We start from the raw sequence: 14,363 nt of genomic DNA, 5'->3' as shown, positions 1-14,363 counted from the left end.
ACATCACACCAGCGCCTTGCCGCCGGCGAACGCCTTTGCGGTGGCTTCGTCGTTCGCCTGCTCCGGCAACAGCATCTCGTTGTGCGCCTTGCCGGAGGGGATCATCGGGAAACAATTTTCCAGCGACGCGACGCGGCAGTCGAACAGCACCGGGCGCTTGACCGAGATCATCTCCTGGATGGCGCCGTCGAGATCGCCGGGCTTGTGCACCTGGATGCCGACGCCGCCATAGGCTTCCGCGAGCTTGACGAAATCCGGCATCGCCTCCGAGTAGGAATGCGACAGGCGGTTGCCATGGAGCAGCTGCTGCCACTGCCGCACCATGCCCATGTACTGGTTGTTCAGGATGAAGATCTTGATCGGCAGCTCGTACTGCACCGCCGTCGACATCTCCTGCATCGTCATCTGCACCGAGGCATCGCCCGCGATGTCGATGACGAGGCTGTCGGGATGGGCAACCTGCACGCCGACCGCGGCCGGCAAGCCGTAGCCCATGGTGCCGAGACCGCCCGAGGTCATCCAGCGATGCGGCTCCTCGAAGCCGTAGAACTGCGCCGCCCACATCTGATGCTGGCCGACCTCGGTGGTGATGTAGGTGTCCTTGCCGCGCGTCGCCTCGAACAGGCTCTGGATCGCGTGCTGCGGCAGGATGACGTCGTTGCTCTTCCTGTAATAGAGCGAGTTGCGGGCCCGCCACTGCGCGATCTGCTGCCACCAGGCCTTGATGTCGGGCTTCTTCGCCTCCGCCTTGAACACTTGAAGAATGTCGCCGAGAATGTTGCCGCAGTCGCCGATGATCGGCACGTCGACGCGGATGTTCTTGTTGATCGAGGACGGGTCGATGTCGATGTGGATCTTCTTCGAGCCCGGCGAGAACGCGTCAACGCGGCCGGTGATGCGGTCGTCGAAGCGCGCGCCGACGCACAGCATGACGTCGCAATCATGCATGGTCATGTTGGCTTCGTAGGTGCCGTGCATGCCGAGCATGCCGAGCCAGCTCTTGCCCGACGCGGGATATGCGCCGAGGCCCATCAGCGTGGAGGTGATCGGAAAGCCGGTGACTTCGACCAGCTCGCGCAGCAGCCTGGTGGCTTCAGGGCCGGAATTGATCACGCCGCCGCCGCTGTAGATCACGGGGCGCTTGGCGCCCGCGAGTAGCGCCACGGCCTTGCGGATCTGCGTCGCATCGCCCTTCACCCGCGGCGCGTAGGAGCGATGCACGTCGGACTTGCGCGGCGGATGATAGGTGCCGGTCGCGAACTGCACGTCCTTGGGCACGTCGACGAGCACCGGGCCCGGTCGCCCCGTGGTCGCAACGTAGAAGGCCTCGTGCAGCACCTTTGCGAGATCGTTGACGTCGCGCACCAGCCAATTGTGCTTGGTGCAGGGGCGCGTGATGCCGACGGTGTCGCATTCCTGGAACGCGTCGTTGCCGATCAGATGCGTCGGCACCTGGCCGGAGATGCAGACCAGCGGGATCGAGTCCATCAGCGCGTCGGTGAGCGGCGTCACCATGTTGGTGGCGCCGGGACCGGAGGTCACCAGTGCAACGCCGGGCCGGCCGGTCGAACGCGCATAGCCCTCGGCGGCGTGACCCGCACCCTGCTCGTGGCGGACCAGGATGTGCTGGACTTCGCTCTGCTGGAAAATCTCGTCGTAGATCGGGAGCACCGCGCCGCCGGGGTAGCCGAAAATGTCGGTCACGCCATGATCGATGAGCGCGCGGACGATCATCGCGGCGCCGGTCATCTGGTTCGGATCGTGGCTCTTGTCGCTCATTGGCTTGCTCCGGATGCGCTGTTGTCAGCGGCTTCGTTCGTGTCGGGTTTTCGGAAATAAAAAAGGCCCCGAAGAGGGCCCATGCACACCGCCTGTCATGTGGATGGCAGCTAGCCACCCCCGGCGGTGTGCCTGGGTACGACGGCGATAAGGAGTTTGGTAATAATGTTACGCATGGCAGGCGCCCAGCTTCCCAAAGGTTGCGCGAAACATAGCGGCCGGCGCCCCGATGTCAAGGCAATGCAGCCGTTCCCGCGCGATTTTGGCAGTGTAGCGGTGTTCCCGGGGATGGGCGAGAGGTAAATTCGGGAGCGGAGGCACAAAAGCGTGTCAGCCTTGGTCCAGTGCCGCGTTCACGATCGCCGCCAGCCAGCCCCGCGTCTCCCCGGGCTTCACCCACTCGAATTCGGGCAATTGGTGCCGGAACCAGGTGAACTGTCGCTTGGCGTAGTGGCGGGTGTCGGCGCGGCCGATGGTTGCCGCCTGCTCCAAGCTGAGCTCACCGCGCAGATGCCGGATCAGCGCCGGCACACCATGAGCCTTCATCGCCGGCAGCAGCGGATCGAGGTTTCGGGCGGCGAGACGCTCGACCTCCTTCAGCACGCCGGCACCCAACATGGCGTCGAAACGGGCGTCGATGCGCGCATAGAGCTCGTCGCGCTCGGGCGCGAGGAACACCGCGCGAAAACTGTCCCCGGGGAGCAAAGGCGGCTGGCCCTCATGGTGCCAGTCCAGCAGCGAGCGGCCGGTGGCTTCGACCACTTCGAGCGCGCGCGCAATGCGCGTGCGATCACGCAGGTTCAATCGCTCGGCGGCTCGCGGATCGGAGGCTGCGAGTTCCGCATGCAGCGCCTCGACGCCGTTCCGCTCCAGTCGCGCTCGAACGTCCTCGCGCACCTCGGCGGGGATCGGCGGTACCACGGAAAGGCCCGCCGTCAGCGCCTTGAAGTACAGCCCGGTCCCGCCGATGAAGATCGGCAGGCGGCCTTCGGCTTTCGCCACTTCGAGCGCCTTGGCCGCGTCGCCCACCCAGGCGCCAGCCGAAAAATTCACGGCCGCATCGACATGGCCGTACAGGCGATGAGGCGCCCGCGCCTCGTCGCCATCTGTGGGGCGCGCGGTGATGATGCGGAGGTCGCGATAGACCTGCATGGAATCGGCATTGATCACGACCCCGCCCGCAGCGAGCGCAAGCTCGAGCGCCAGCGCCGACTTGCCGCTGGCGGTCGGGCCTGCGATAAGCACCGCCTTGCCAACATGCCTTCTGCCGACTTGCCCCTCGCTCACGAAAACCTCAAATGTCCCTCGTTGCCACGCTGATCTGCAACCCGAATAACCCCGCGCTCGACTCCACCATCGTCGACGGCGCCCGCGCCGTGCTGCCTCAGGCAGCTCCCGCGCACTGGCTGTTCGACGGGGTTGCAGTCGATATCCCCTTCGGCGCCGACAGTAACCTCGAAGGCGACCGTCACGCCATCGAACAGCGGCTCCGCGAGCTTCGCGGCGACCTGCCCATCGACATCGTGGTGCAGCCAGTCGGCTTCCGGCGCAAGAAGCTTTTTCTCGCCGACATGGATTCCACCATGATCGGCCAGGAATGCATCGACGAGCTCGCCGATTTCGTCGGGGTGAAGGCCCATGTGGCAGCCATTACCGAACGCGCAATGCGCGGCGAGGTCGAGTTCGAGCCGGCGCTGCGCGAGCGCGTTGCGCTGCTGAAGGACCTCCCCGCCAGTGCCGTCGACGAGGTGCTGGCCAAGCGCATTACGCTGACGCCGGGTGGTCGCGAACTGGTCGCGACCATGCGCGCCCATGGCGCCTATGCCTGCCTCGTCTCCGGCGGCTTCACGCTGTTCACCAGCGCGGTCGCCACCAGGATCGGCTTCCAGGAGAACCGCGCCAACGAGCTCGTCGTCCGCGACGGCAAGTTCACCGGCGAGGTGAAGGAGCCGATTTTGGGGCGCGCGGCAAAGCTCGCGACGCTGGTGGATCTAATGGAGTCGTTCGATCTCGACGACATCGACTCGCTGGCGGTCGGCGACGGCGCCAATGATCTCGCGATGATCCAGGCGGCGGGGCTGGGCGTGGCGTATCACGCCAAGCCCGCGGTGGCCGCCGCTGCGGCGGCGCGGATCGATCATGGCGATCTCACCGCGCTGCTGTACGCGCAGGGGTATCGACGCGAGGAGTTCGTGGAGGCGTAAGTCTTACCGCACGCCCAACTGCTGTAGGGTGGGCAAACGCGCATTTGCGCCGTGCCCACCACTCTTGCAGCAGTGGTGGAAAAGTGGTGGGCACGCTTTCGCTTTGCCCACCCTACAGAACTGCGCCGTGCTTACTGCACGCTCAACGCCACGAAGCGCAGCTCACCGTCGGCGTTCGAGACCAGCAGCAGCACCGACTTCTTGCCGTCCTTCTTGAGCTGGTCGATCCGCTTCTGGATGTCGGCGCCGCTGGAGACGCTCTCCTGCGCCACCTCGACGATGACGTCGCCGGCGGAGAGGCGCTTCTCGGCGGCATCCGAATTAGCGTCGACATTGGTGACGACCACGCCCTTGACGCTGTCCTTGATCTTGTAGCGCGTACGCAGATCCTTGCTCAGCGCCGCGAGATCGAGGCCGAGCGCCTTCTGTGTCACGGTCTTTTCAGGTGCGGGCTCGTCGGTCTTCACTGCGGCCTGCACCTTGTCGGGATCCTGCAGCCGGCCGAGCATGACCTTCTTGGTCTCCTCCTGACCCTTGCGGATGATGACGACATCGACCTCCTTGCCGACCGCGGTGTCGGCGACCACGCGAGAGAGATCCTTGGGGTCCTTGACGTCCTTGCCGTCGAACTTGACGACGACGTCGCCGGGCTCGATGCCGGCCGGTTTGGCAGGGCCCTTGTCGTCGACGCCGGCAACCAGCGCGCCCCGCGGCGGCTTGATGTTGAGGCTCTCGGCGATCTCGTCGGTGACGCTCTGGATGCGCACGCCCAGCCAGCCGCGGCGCAATTCGCCGAACTGGCGGAGCTGGTCGACGACACCCGCCACCGTCTTCGACGGTACGGCGAAGCCGATGCCGATCGAGCCCCCGGAAGGCGAGATGATCAGCGTGTTGACGCCGATGACGTCGCCATCGAGGTTGAAAAGCGGACCGCCGGAATTGCCGCGGTTGATGGAGGCGTCGGTCTGAATGTAGCTGTCGTAGGGACCTGAGGAGATGTCACGGTTCTTCGCCGAGACGATACCGGCCGTCACGGTGCCGCCGAGGCTGAAAGGATTGCCGATCGCGACGACCCAATCGCCGAGGCGCAGCTTGTCGGAATCGCCGAACTTTACCGACACCAGCGGTTTCGACGGCTTGAACTTGAGCACGGCAAGATCGGTCTTCTTGTCGACTCCGACCAGCTCGGCCTTGATCTTGGTCCCGTCGTTGAGGATGACGTTGATCTCGTCGGCGTCCGCAATGACGTGGTTGTTGGTGACGACGACGCCTGATGTGTCGATGATGAAGCCACTTCCGAGCGAGTTGGTCTTGCGCGGCGCCGGGCTATTCTCGCCGCCCTTGCTGCCGCCGCCGGGACCCTTGCGATTCTTGAAGAAGTCGTCGAAGAACTCCTCGAAGGGCGAACCGGGCGGCAGTTGCGGCATGGCATTGCCGCCGCCCCCGCCCTTGGCTTCGACGGTCTGCGAGGTCGAGATGTTGACGACCGCGTCGATCACCTTTTCGGCGACGTCGGCGATGCCATCCGGTCCGCGCGCATAGGCCGGTGTGCCGAATGCGCTGAAAACGCCAACGGCGAGCGCGGCCAGCCCTAAGCGCAAACGGGTCGGGGCAATGGTGGCAGCGGTCATTGTGATCTCCAGGAAACAAGGATTCGGCGTCAAGACTGCGCTCGAACGGGGGGACGGCGCAAGCGCGGACCTTAACGGGCCTCAAGACCCGGACAATAAGGCGAAAACCGGTCCCTCGCCTTCACTTTGGCGTTGGTGCGACGGCTAAATTGGACGTCGCATAACCCAGATCAGGACCAAGCCAGCCACGGCCGAACCGATGCCGACCGCCCGCAGGACATTGTCCGGCGTGGCCATCGCGCTTTTCATGGCCTTGCGCATCCAGGCCGGGCTTGCCGCGAACATCAAGCCTTCCAGCACGAACAGGATGCCCAAACCGATGAGGAAGTCGGTGAACGCAATGGACCTCATCGGATTGGAACCTCCCGTTGTGCTGTTCTTGTCTGAACGAAGGGCGGCCAGACCTGCCGCCCTTGTCTCACTTACGGCTTCGCTGGCGTCGTGGTCGCCGTCTTGCCGGACGGGTTACCAAAGAACCGGAAGAAATCCGAGTCCGGGCGCAGTAGGAAGCGGGTGTCGTTCGCGCGCAGCCCGGTTTCATAGGCCGCCATCGAGCGGTAGAAGGCGAAGAAATCCGCGTCCTGGCCGTAGGCTTCGGCGAACAGACGGTTGCGCTCGGCATCGCCGACGCCGCGCGTCTGCTCGGCCAGCGACCTTGCATCCGCCTCGATCACGGTCGCCTCGCGGTCGGCCTTGGAGCGGATCTCCTGTGCTTTCTGGCCGCCCTGCGCGCGGAACTCGGCGGCTTCGCGCTCGCGTTCCGTCTTCATGCGCTGATAGACCGCCTGGCTGTTCTGCTCCGGCAAATCGGCGCGGCGGATCCGGACGTCGACGACCTGGATGCCGTAGCCGTCGGCCTCGTGGTCGAGCTGATCGCGGATGCGCTGCATCAGCTTCTCGCGGTCGTCGCGGACCACGTTGATGAAGGTGACCTCGCCGAGCACGCGGCGTAGCGCCGCGTTCAAGAGCGTGGTGAGCTGGATGTTGGCGGCCTGGATCGAGCCGATGCTCTGATAGAAGCGAAGCGCGTCCTTGATGCGGTAACGCGCGAAGGCGTCGACCACGAGCCGCTTTTGGTCGGACGCGATCGCTTCCTGCGACGGGTTCTCCAGATCGAGGATGCGCTTGTCGATGTTGATCACCGAATTCCACGGCGCCTTGAAGTGCAGGCCGGGAGCGGTGACGACGTCGACAGGCTTGCCGAACTGCAGCACGATGGTCTGCTCGGTCTGCGCCACCGTGAACAGGGACATGTAGCCCACGATCACGACGAGCAGGAGGCCGAGCAGCGTGACGATGCCTGTGACCGGAGATCTCATCGGTTGCCTCCGGTCGTCTGCTGGCCGGTTGCAGGTGGCCGCTTGGTCGTCAGTTCGCTGAGCGGCAGATAAGGCACGACGCCCTGGCCCGACTGGCCGCCGTCATAGATGAGCTTTTCCGAGCCGCCGAGCACGCGCTCCATCGTCTCCAGATAAATCCGTTCACGCGTCACGTCGGGCGCCTTCTTGTATTCCTCGTAAACCTTCAGGAAGCGCGAGCTCTGGCCCTTGGCCTCGGCGACCGTCTGCTCCCTGTAGCCTTCGGCGGCCTGCATGATCTGCGCCGCGCGTCCGCGTGCCTGCGGCACGACCTGGTTGGCATAGGTCTGCGCCTCGTTCTGCAGCTGCTCGAGATTGGCGCGCGCCGCCTGGACGTCGCGGAAGGCGTCGATCACCTGCGCCGGCGGGTCGACCTTCTGCATCTGCACCTGGCTGATCTGAATGCCGGCGCCGTAGCTGTCCAGGGTCTTCTGGATCAGTTCCTGCACTCCCTGTTCGGTGACGTTGCGCGCACCGGTCAGGATCGGCTGGATCTGCGAGCGGCCGATCACCTCGCGCATCGCGCTCTCGGCGACCGCCTTCACGGTGCCTTCGGGATTCTGGATGTTGAAGAGGAAATCGCCGACGCCGTTGGGCTTGATGCGCCAGAGCACGGTGAAGTCGACATCGACGATGTTCTCGTCCCCGGTCAACATCAGGCTCTCTTCCGGCACGTCACGAATGGAGCGGCCGCGCCGCGCCGGATCGTCGATCAGCGTCATGCCGATCGAGATGGTGGAAACGCGCAAGGCCTTTGGCAGCAGCACGGTCTCGATCGGATAGGGCAGATGGTAGTTCAGGCCGGGCTCTACGGTGCGGACATGCTTGCCGAAGCGCAGCACGACGCCGAGCTCTTCGGACTGCACCCGGAAGAAGCCCGACAGCAGCCAGAACGCGACGATGAGCAGCACGATCAGCGTGATGCCGATGCCGGAGAAATAGCCACCCGGCATGATCTGCTGGAGCCGATCCTGGCCGCGCCGCAGAAGGTCTTCCAGATCCGGCGGCCTCGGCCCGACCGGTTGCGGGCCGTTGCCCCATGGTCCCTTCGGACCCGAGCCCCATGGGCCACCGCCCTGATTCTTCCACGGCATTCGAATCTCTCCTCGGCAGGGTGAAATTGCCCCCCGCCCGCTTTGTCCGGTCCGGCTTTATAGGGGACAGGCAGGTCCCTTACAACGCAACCATCGCCGCCCTCCGAGCTAAGCTTGGGGGCAGAAAAGTCAATGTTAACATTGGCAAATGCGGTTAATGGCCCGTCCGCCGACGATATGTCACATAGGAGTAGTCGGCGCTGTCGTGGGGTCCGGCAGGATGACGGATGCGCTCCACCTCATCCCACTCGGCCCTGTCGATGCCGAAATGCGTGTCGCCTTCGGGGCGGGCATGCACTTCGGTGATTTCGAGGCGATCGGCGCGATCGAGCCATTGCCGATAGATTTCGGCGCCGCCAATCACGGCGATCTCGGTGACCGAACGCCGCAGGGCATCGCCGCGCGCGATGGCGTCTGCGGCGGCGGTCGATGTCGTCACGATGGCGCCGGCGGCGCGATAATCCGCATCGCGCGTGACGACGATGTTGGTGCGGCCCGGAAGCGGCCGGGGCAGGGATTCGAAGGTCCTGCGGCCCATGATCACGGGCTTGCCGATCGTGAGCGCCTTGAAGCGCGCCATGTCGGATTTCATTCGCCACGGCATGGCGTTGCCGGCGCCGATGACGCCGTTCTCCGCGATCGCGACGACGAAGACGATCTCCATCAGGCCGCGCTCCCGGCAAGCCGCGTCAACGCAGGCCCGGTGACGCGGCACAGCGTCCAGTCGTCCAGCATGACGGCACCGAGGGATTTATAGAAGGCGATCGACGGCGCGTTCCAGTCGAGCACCGCCCATTGCAGCCGGGACCAGCCGTTTTCGACGCATTCCCTGGCAAGGTGCACGAGCAGAGCCTTGCCGAGGCCCCTACCCCGATGCGACGGCCGCACATACAAATCTTCGAGATAGATGCCGTGGCGGCCGCTGAACGTCGAGAAATTCGCAAACCACACCGCGAAGCCGACCGGCTCGCCGTTCCACTCGGCGAGGGCGCAATGGAGTTGCGGTCGCTCGCCGAACAGTGCGTCGGCGATGTCAGCCTCGGTCGCCTCGACCTCGTGCGAAAGCTTTTCGTACTCGGCGAGCTCGCGGATGAAAGCGAGAACCAGCCCGGCTTCGCCGGGACGCGCACGGCGGATATTGAGCGACATCGGCGTCAGACCGCGACCGCGGCCTTGATGTGCGGATGCGGGTCGTAGCCGACGAGCTCAAAGTCCTCGTAACGGAAGGAGAAGATGTCCTTCACGTCGGGATTGATCCGCATCACCGGCAGCGCGCGCGGCGCGCGCGTGAGCTGGAGCTTCGCCTGCTCCAGATGGTTGGAATAGAGATGTGTGTCACCGAATGAATGCACGAAGTCGCCGGGCTTCAAGCCCGTGACCTGCGCCACCATCATGGTGAGCAGCGCGTAGGAGGCGATGTTGAAGGGCACGCCGAGGAACACGTCAGCCGAGCGCTGATAGAGCTGGCACGACAGCTTGCCGTTGGCGACGTAGAACTGGAACAGGCAGTGGCACGGCGGCAGCGCCATCTTGTCGACCTCGGCCGGATTCCAGGCCGAGACGATCAGCCGACGCGAGTCCGGATTGCGCTTGATCATGTCGATGACGTTCGCGATCTGATCGATACTGCGTCCGTCCGGCGCGGGCCAGGAGCGCCACTGATGGCCGTAGACGGGGCCAAGATCGCCATTGGCGTCGGCCCACTCGTCCCAGATGGTGACGCCATTGTCGCGCAGATATTTGATGTTGGTATCGCCCTTCAGGAACCACAACAGCTCATGCACGATCGCCTTCAGCGGCAGGCGCTTGGTGGTCAGCATCGGAAAGCCGGCAGATAGATTGAAGCGCATCTGATGGCCGAACACCGACAGCGTGCCGGTGCCGGTCCGGTCGGTTTTTTCGGCGCCGTCTGAAAGAATCCGCTCGAGCAGGTCCTGATACTGGTGCATGTGCGTGAGCCTTTGGGGAGGCGGCGAATTTAGCGGCCGCCCCCACGCTGCGACAGCGGCGATTCGCCATCCCTGGGCATTATACCCGGAAAAGTGAGCGTTCCCGGTGCAAACGACAAGGGGCGGAACTTAGCGTCCCGCTCCTCGTCTATCAGATTGATCCTGCTGGCCAACTTGCCGGCTTGGGTTCGAGCCACGGCGCGCCGACGCAGGCGCGGCGCTCCTAGTTTTCGGATTCCGTGAACACCTCGTCGCGCTTGGCACGCAACGCGGGCAGCACCGTGAGCACCAGGAGGAAGGCCGCGATCGCCAGCAGCACGGCCGACAGCGGACGCGTCAGGAACACGCTCCAATCGCCGCGCGAGATCAGCAGCGCGCGGCGCAGATTCTCTTCCATCAGCGGTCCGAGCACCATGCCGAGCAACAGCGGCGCCGGCTCGAAATCGTGCTTGATCAGCCAGTAGCCGACCAGACCGAACACGCCTGCGAGTATGACGTCGACCGGCGCGTTGTTCACCGAGTAGATGCCGATCGCGCAGAAGATCACGATCGAGGGGAACATCAGCCGGTAAGGGACGCGCAACAGCCGCACCCAAATTCCGACCAGCGGCAGGTTGATGATGATCAGCATCAGATTGCCGATCCACATCGAGGCGATCATGCCCCAGACCAACTCCGGCTGCTTCTGCATCACTTGCGGACCCGGTACGATGCCGTGGATGGTCATCGCGCCCACCATCAGCGCCATCACGGCGTTGGGCGGGATGCCGAGTGTCAGCAGCGGGATGAAGGAGGTCTGCGCCGCGGCATTGTTCGCGCTTTCCGGTGCCGCCACGCCCTCGATCGCGCCACGGCCGAACCGCGACGGGTTCTTGGCGATCTTCTTCTCGAGCGTGTAGGACGCAAAGGACGCGATGACCGCGCCGCCGCCCGGCAGGATGCCGAGGATCGAGCCGAGCACGGTGCCGCGCAGGATCGCAGGCGCCGAGTCGATCAGGTCTTTCCTGGTCGGCATCAGGCCGGTGATCTTCTGCTGCACGAGGTCGCGGTTCATCTCGGCGCCGGCGTCGAGGTTGCGGATGATCTCGGCGAAACCGAACACGCCCATCGCCACCGTCGCAAAGCCGAGACCATCGGCGAGTTCCGGAATGTTGAACGCCATGCGCGAGGCGCCGGTCTCGATGTCGGAGCCGACCATCGACAGCATCAGGCCGAACACGATCATAGCGATCGCCTTCAGCACCGAGCCCTTGGCCAGCACCACCGCGAAGATCAGGCCGAGCACCATCAGCGAGAAATATTCGGCCGGACCGAACGCCAGTGCGAGCTTGGTCAGCGGCGCGCCGAGCACGGCGATCAGCACGGTCGCGACGCAGCCGGCGAAGAACGAGCCGATCGCCGCGATCGCCAGCGCCGGGCCGGCTCGGCCCTGCTTTGCCATCTGGTGGCCGTCGATGGCGGTCACGACCGACGTCGCCTCACCGGGAATATTGACCAGGATCGAGGTGGTGGAGCCGCCGTACTGGGCGCCGTAATAGATGCCGGCGAGCATGATCAGCGCGCCGACCGGCGGCAATCCGAACGTGATGGGCAGGAGCATCGCCACGGTTGCGACGGTGCCGATACCGGGCAGCACGCCGACCAGCGTGCCAACCAATGCGCCAATCAGGCACATGAGAATGTTGATCGAGATCGGCAGCGACAGACCGTAGAGCCACCAGGGTGACCACCAGGAGATCTGAAACACCACACCGAAACCGAGGCCCAGATTGTGGAAGAGATCGAACATCACACCCTCACTGAACCAGGAAGCGCGGGAACATCGGCATCGGCAGTCCGAGCACGTAGGGGAAGAGCAGCGCGCAGCCGAGCGTCAGGCAGGCGCCGACGATGACCGCTTCGACCCAGCGCGTCTCATGCGTGCCCATCGCCGCGATCAGGAAGCTCGAGAATGCCGTAACCACCACCCCAAGCGGACGAATCGCCAGCGCGAAGAAGACGATCGAGATCATCACGAAGAGCGGCCCGCGCCAGGCATAGTGCGCCATGCTCGGCCCGTCGGTCAGCAGTCCCGTCAACGCAATGCCCGCGCCAAGTGCGACGAGCAGTCCGCCAAACATCCGCGGCGCCGTGCCGGCGCCAAAGGAGAAGCCGCGCATCCCCTGCAAATCGCTGGAGGCCCACAGTGCGAATAGGGCGAGCGCCATCAGCACGATCCCGCCGACATAATCCTGCGCCGACCTGATCGTCATGAAGAACGTGAGAATAGCCACCGCAAAGATCGGATAGGAATAGATCAGCGCCAGCAGCACGTCGGATGACGCCTTCTTAGTGTCACCGCCGACCGCCCCGAGCAACGCGCCGGGCGCCCCCGCGAGCAGCGCCGTAGCGTGGCTGATCACGACAGCGGCCGGGCCGCGTCCGGCGCCCCAGCCAAAGATCGTCCCGAACGACCAGATGAACTCGAAAATCTGCGGCGCTATGGCCAGCAGACAAAAGCTGATCACCACCGAGGTGTTTCGGTTGGCTGTCGCCGAGTGGCCCATCGTATCGGCCATGCATGTCTCCTCCGCGACCCGTAAGCCACGAGCACTGTTGTTCTAATCGGCTGGAAATCGATGCCCCCGCCCGGATCCCTGCCTAGCCATTTTCATTACACAATGCCAGCAAAACCCAGCAAGCCCCCGACGAGCAAAATCCAAAGTGGATTGATGCGCGAGACGGATGCGACCACTGCAACCGTCGCGGTCAGAAGCAGCGCAGCAAGCGTGCGATCGGTCGACTCGGCGAGGATCAGGGCGCTCGCCGCCATCAAGCCGATCGAGAGCGGAACCAGTGCAGCCTGGATCAGCCCGGGCCAGCGCGATTGGCTCGGCCGGTTGAGGAGCCGGCTGACATAATAGGCAAGCAGCGCGGTGGGCAGGCACATGGCCAGGGTCGCCGCCAGGGCACCGGGAATGCCGGCGACGGCATAGCCGATTAACGTGACGATAAGGACGTTCGGACCTGGCGAGAGCTGCGCGATCGCATAGGCGTCGGCGAACTGCTTGTCGGTCATCCAGTGATGCACATCGACTGCGATGCGATGCATCTCGGGCACCGCCGCTGCGGCGCCGCCGACTGCGAACAGCGACATCAGACCAAAGGTCGAGATCAGCGCCCAGATCGGGTTCTCCGCGTTCATGCTGCTACCTTCCGCCGCATCAGGAAAATGGCGCTGACGCTGACGGGGATCGCGACCAAAAGCACGACCTGGAGCGGCAGGCGAAGGACGCCGATGGCGAGGAAGACGCCCAGCATCAGGATGAGCGCGACGGCGTCCAGCCGCTTGAGCAGCGGCGTCATCATCCGGAAGACCACCGCGATCAAGAGACCGACGGCCGCACAGGAGATGCCCGCGAGAATGCGGCGCAGCACCTCCACATCGCCGAACCGGGCGTAGACGATCGCGAGCACCGTCATGATCAGCGTGGGCGGCAACAACAGCCCCGCAAAGGCGGCAATGCCGCCGGCGATCCCTCGCAGCCGCGCGCCGAACACCATCGACAGATTGACGATGTTGGGCCCGGGCAGGAAATGGCAGAGCGCAAACGTCTCGTTGAACTCGTCCGCCGTCATCCAGCGGTGCTGCTCGACGATGGCCTGCCGGGCGAAGACCAAAACCCCGCCGAAGCCCGCCAGCGACATCCGGGCGAAAGCCAGGAACAGCGCGAGCAAGCCCGGCGGAACGGCGCTGGTGGCGGGACGGTCCGGCTCGCGATCTCGTTTTTGGGCAGCCGGTGCGGAATCCTCGGACATGTCAGGAGCTTAGAACGCCGGCCGGCACGCGGCCAAGCCTGCCGGGAACCTATCCCAAGGGAACCTCGGAATGGTCGCTCGAAACACCTGTTATTTGAAACATTTGCCCCCTATATTGGGAGTGCCGGTTCGCCGGCTATGGAAATAAACGGTCGTCGCAATAAACCATTCGGACCCGGGGGCGGTACCCGGCGCCTCCACCAAAGCCCACGAGCGGGCTGGCCCTGAAGCGGGCTTTGGCGGGGGCGAAATAGGATCGACGAGGGCGTAAAGGGCGTTCTTTTTCTCGGTATTGTTCCGCCGTTATCGGGCTATGCAATAGTTGCCAACGACAACTTTGCTCCGGTTGCTCAGGCTGCGTAACGCAGTTTGAAAGACCATTCTGAAGTCCTAACGGGTTAAGCTCCGTTAGGCGGGGTTCGGAGGCACCTGGCAACAGAAGCCTCCACTTGCCTCTTATTTCCTACCCCGCGGGGACTCCTGCTGACCCGTCAGGCGCGGTACTATTGCGGCTTGGCGAGTCGGGCCGGCAGGGCCCAGCTCCTGGAAT

The 14,363-nt window shown here is 64.5% G+C and carries 14 protein-coding genes and 1 other RNA gene; 2 read left to right on the top strand and 13 right to left on the bottom strand.

The genetic code is table 11. The features are described 5' to 3' along the window. Positions 1-3: 3 nt before the first annotated feature. Complete coding sequence (locus N551_RS0134460; protein ID WP_027570800.1) at positions 4-1,779, bottom strand: acetolactate synthase 3 large subunit; 1,776 nt, start codon at positions 1,777-1,779, stop codon at positions 4-6. A gap of 330 nt (positions 1,780-2,109) precedes the next feature. Continuing rightward, positions 2,110-3,066: a tRNA (adenosine(37)-N6)-dimethylallyltransferase MiaA gene (gene miaA / locus N551_RS0134455; protein WP_027570799.1), complete on the bottom strand. Its 957-nt coding sequence runs from the start codon at positions 3,064-3,066 to the stop codon at positions 2,110-2,112. An 11-nt stretch (positions 3,067-3,077) separates the two neighbouring features. Here miaA and serB point away from each other — a divergent pair, with 11 nt between their 5' ends. Further along, positions 3,078-3,983, top strand: a complete 906-nt coding sequence (gene serB / locus N551_RS0134450; protein ID WP_027570798.1) for a phosphoserine phosphatase SerB — start codon at positions 3,078-3,080, stop codon at positions 3,981-3,983. A 131-nt stretch (positions 3,984-4,114) separates the two neighbouring features. Here the strand turns inward: serB and N551_RS0134445 are convergent, their stop codons facing one another. The 11 genes from N551_RS0134445 to N551_RS0134395 all read right to left on the bottom strand — a co-directional run bounded on the left by N551_RS0134445 (position 4,115) and on the right by N551_RS0134395 (position 13,813). Next, positions 4,115-5,614: a Do family serine endopeptidase gene (locus N551_RS0134445; RefSeq protein WP_027570797.1), complete on the bottom strand. Its 1,500-nt coding sequence runs from the start codon at positions 5,612-5,614 to the stop codon at positions 4,115-4,117. 144 nt (positions 5,615-5,758) lie between these two features. Next, positions 5,759-5,965: a DUF2065 domain-containing protein gene (locus N551_RS0134440; protein ID WP_007600979.1), complete on the bottom strand. Its 207-nt coding sequence runs from the start codon at positions 5,963-5,965 to the stop codon at positions 5,759-5,761. Between the two features lie 71 nt (positions 5,966-6,036). Next, complete coding sequence (hflC, locus tag N551_RS0134435) at positions 6,037-6,933, bottom strand: protease modulator HflC (protein WP_018454336.1); 897 nt, start codon at positions 6,931-6,933, stop codon at positions 6,037-6,039. Continuing rightward, complete coding sequence (hflK, locus tag N551_RS0134430) at positions 6,930-8,066, bottom strand: FtsH protease activity modulator HflK (RefSeq protein ID WP_027570796.1); 1,137 nt, start codon at positions 8,064-8,066, stop codon at positions 6,930-6,932. Before hflK ends, hflC begins: the two co-directional genes overlap by 4 nt. 154 nt (positions 8,067-8,220) lie before the next feature. Next, complete coding sequence (locus tag N551_RS0134425) at positions 8,221-8,730, bottom strand: dihydrofolate reductase (protein ID WP_027570795.1); 510 nt, start codon at positions 8,728-8,730, stop codon at positions 8,221-8,223. Continuing rightward, complete coding sequence (locus tag N551_RS0134420; RefSeq protein WP_027570794.1) at positions 8,730-9,215, bottom strand: GNAT family N-acetyltransferase; 486 nt, start codon at positions 9,213-9,215, stop codon at positions 8,730-8,732. The genes N551_RS0134425 and N551_RS0134420 overlap by 1 nt, the downstream gene beginning before the upstream one ends. Before the next feature lie 5 nt (positions 9,216-9,220). Next, a complete protein-coding gene (locus N551_RS0134415; protein ID WP_007613362.1) occupies positions 9,221-10,015 on the bottom strand; it encodes a thymidylate synthase in 795 nt (264 codons plus the stop codon). Between the two features lie 223 nt (positions 10,016-10,238). After that, positions 10,239-11,804 (bottom strand): tripartite tricarboxylate transporter permease, encoded by a 1,566-nt coding sequence (locus tag N551_RS0134410; protein ID WP_007600973.1) that lies wholly within the window; start codon positions 11,802-11,804, stop codon positions 10,239-10,241. A 7-nt stretch (positions 11,805-11,811) separates the two neighbouring features. Then, positions 11,812-12,573, bottom strand: coding sequence for a tripartite tricarboxylate transporter TctB family protein (locus N551_RS0134405; RefSeq protein WP_027570793.1), 762 nt, complete (start codon positions 12,571-12,573; stop codon positions 11,812-11,814). 95 nt (positions 12,574-12,668) lie between these two features. Then, on the bottom strand, positions 12,669-13,199 hold the full coding sequence (locus N551_RS0134400; protein WP_027519544.1) for a chromate transporter: 531 nt from the start codon (positions 13,197-13,199) through the stop codon (positions 12,669-12,671). Further along, positions 13,196-13,813, bottom strand: a complete 618-nt coding sequence (locus tag N551_RS0134395) for a chromate transporter (protein ID WP_027570792.1) — start codon at positions 13,811-13,813, stop codon at positions 13,196-13,198. Before N551_RS0134395 ends, N551_RS0134400 begins: the two co-directional genes overlap by 4 nt. An 84-nt stretch (positions 13,814-13,897) precedes the next feature. Here N551_RS0134395 and ssrA point away from each other — a divergent pair. Then, positions 13,898-14,263, top strand: a transfer-messenger RNA (tmRNA) gene (ssrA, locus tag N551_RS37625). Positions 14,264-14,363 lie beyond the last annotated feature (100 nt).

It is taken from the genome of Bradyrhizobium sp. URHA0013 (genome assembly GCF_000518345.1).
Classification (GTDB): Bacteria; Pseudomonadota; Alphaproteobacteria; order Rhizobiales; family Xanthobacteraceae; genus Bradyrhizobium.
The sequence above is the reverse complement of the archived record's forward strand: the minus strand, read 5'-3'. Positions and strand labels throughout refer to the sequence as shown.

Bases quoted from the DNA above. Each gene is read 5' to 3' on its own strand.
- N551_RS0134405 (WP_027570793.1), bottom strand. From the start codon at position 12,573: ATGGCCGATACGATGGGCCACTCGGCGACAGCCAACCGAAACACCTCG.
- N551_RS0134410 (WP_007600973.1), bottom strand. From the start codon at position 11,804: ATGTTCGATCTCTTCCACAATCTGGGCCTCGGTTTCGGTGTGGTGTTT.
- serB (WP_027570798.1), top strand. From the start codon at position 3,078: ATGTCCCTCGTTGCCACGCTGATCTGCAACCCGAATAACCCCGCGCTC.
- N551_RS0134395 (WP_027570792.1), bottom strand. From the start codon at position 13,813: ATGTCCGAGGATTCCGCACCGGCTGCCCAAAAACGAGATCGCGAGCCG.
- N551_RS0134425 (WP_027570795.1), bottom strand. From the start codon at position 8,730: ATGGAGATCGTCTTCGTCGTCGCGATCGCGGAGAACGGCGTCATCGGC.
- N551_RS0134440 (WP_007600979.1), bottom strand. From the start codon at position 5,965: ATGAGGTCCATTGCGTTCACCGACTTCCTCATCGGTTTGGGCATCCTG.
- N551_RS0134445 (WP_027570797.1), bottom strand. From the start codon at position 5,614: ATGACCGCTGCCACCATTGCCCCGACCCGTTTGCGCTTAGGGCTGGCC.
- N551_RS0134460 (WP_027570800.1), bottom strand. From the start codon at position 1,779: ATGAGCGACAAGAGCCACGATCCGAACCAGATGACCGGCGCCGCGATG.
- N551_RS0134400 (WP_027519544.1), bottom strand. From the start codon at position 13,199: ATGAACGCGGAGAACCCGATCTGGGCGCTGATCTCGACCTTTGGTCTG.
- N551_RS0134420 (WP_027570794.1), bottom strand. From the start codon at position 9,215: ATGTCGCTCAATATCCGCCGTGCGCGTCCCGGCGAAGCCGGGCTGGTT.
- hflC (WP_018454336.1), bottom strand. From the start codon at position 6,933: ATGAGATCTCCGGTCACAGGCATCGTCACGCTGCTCGGCCTCCTGCTC.
- hflK (WP_027570796.1), bottom strand. From the start codon at position 8,066: ATGCCGTGGAAGAATCAGGGCGGTGGCCCATGGGGCTCGGGTCCGAAG.
- N551_RS0134415 (WP_007613362.1), bottom strand. From the start codon at position 10,015: ATGCACCAGTATCAGGACCTGCTCGAGCGGATTCTTTCAGACGGCGCC.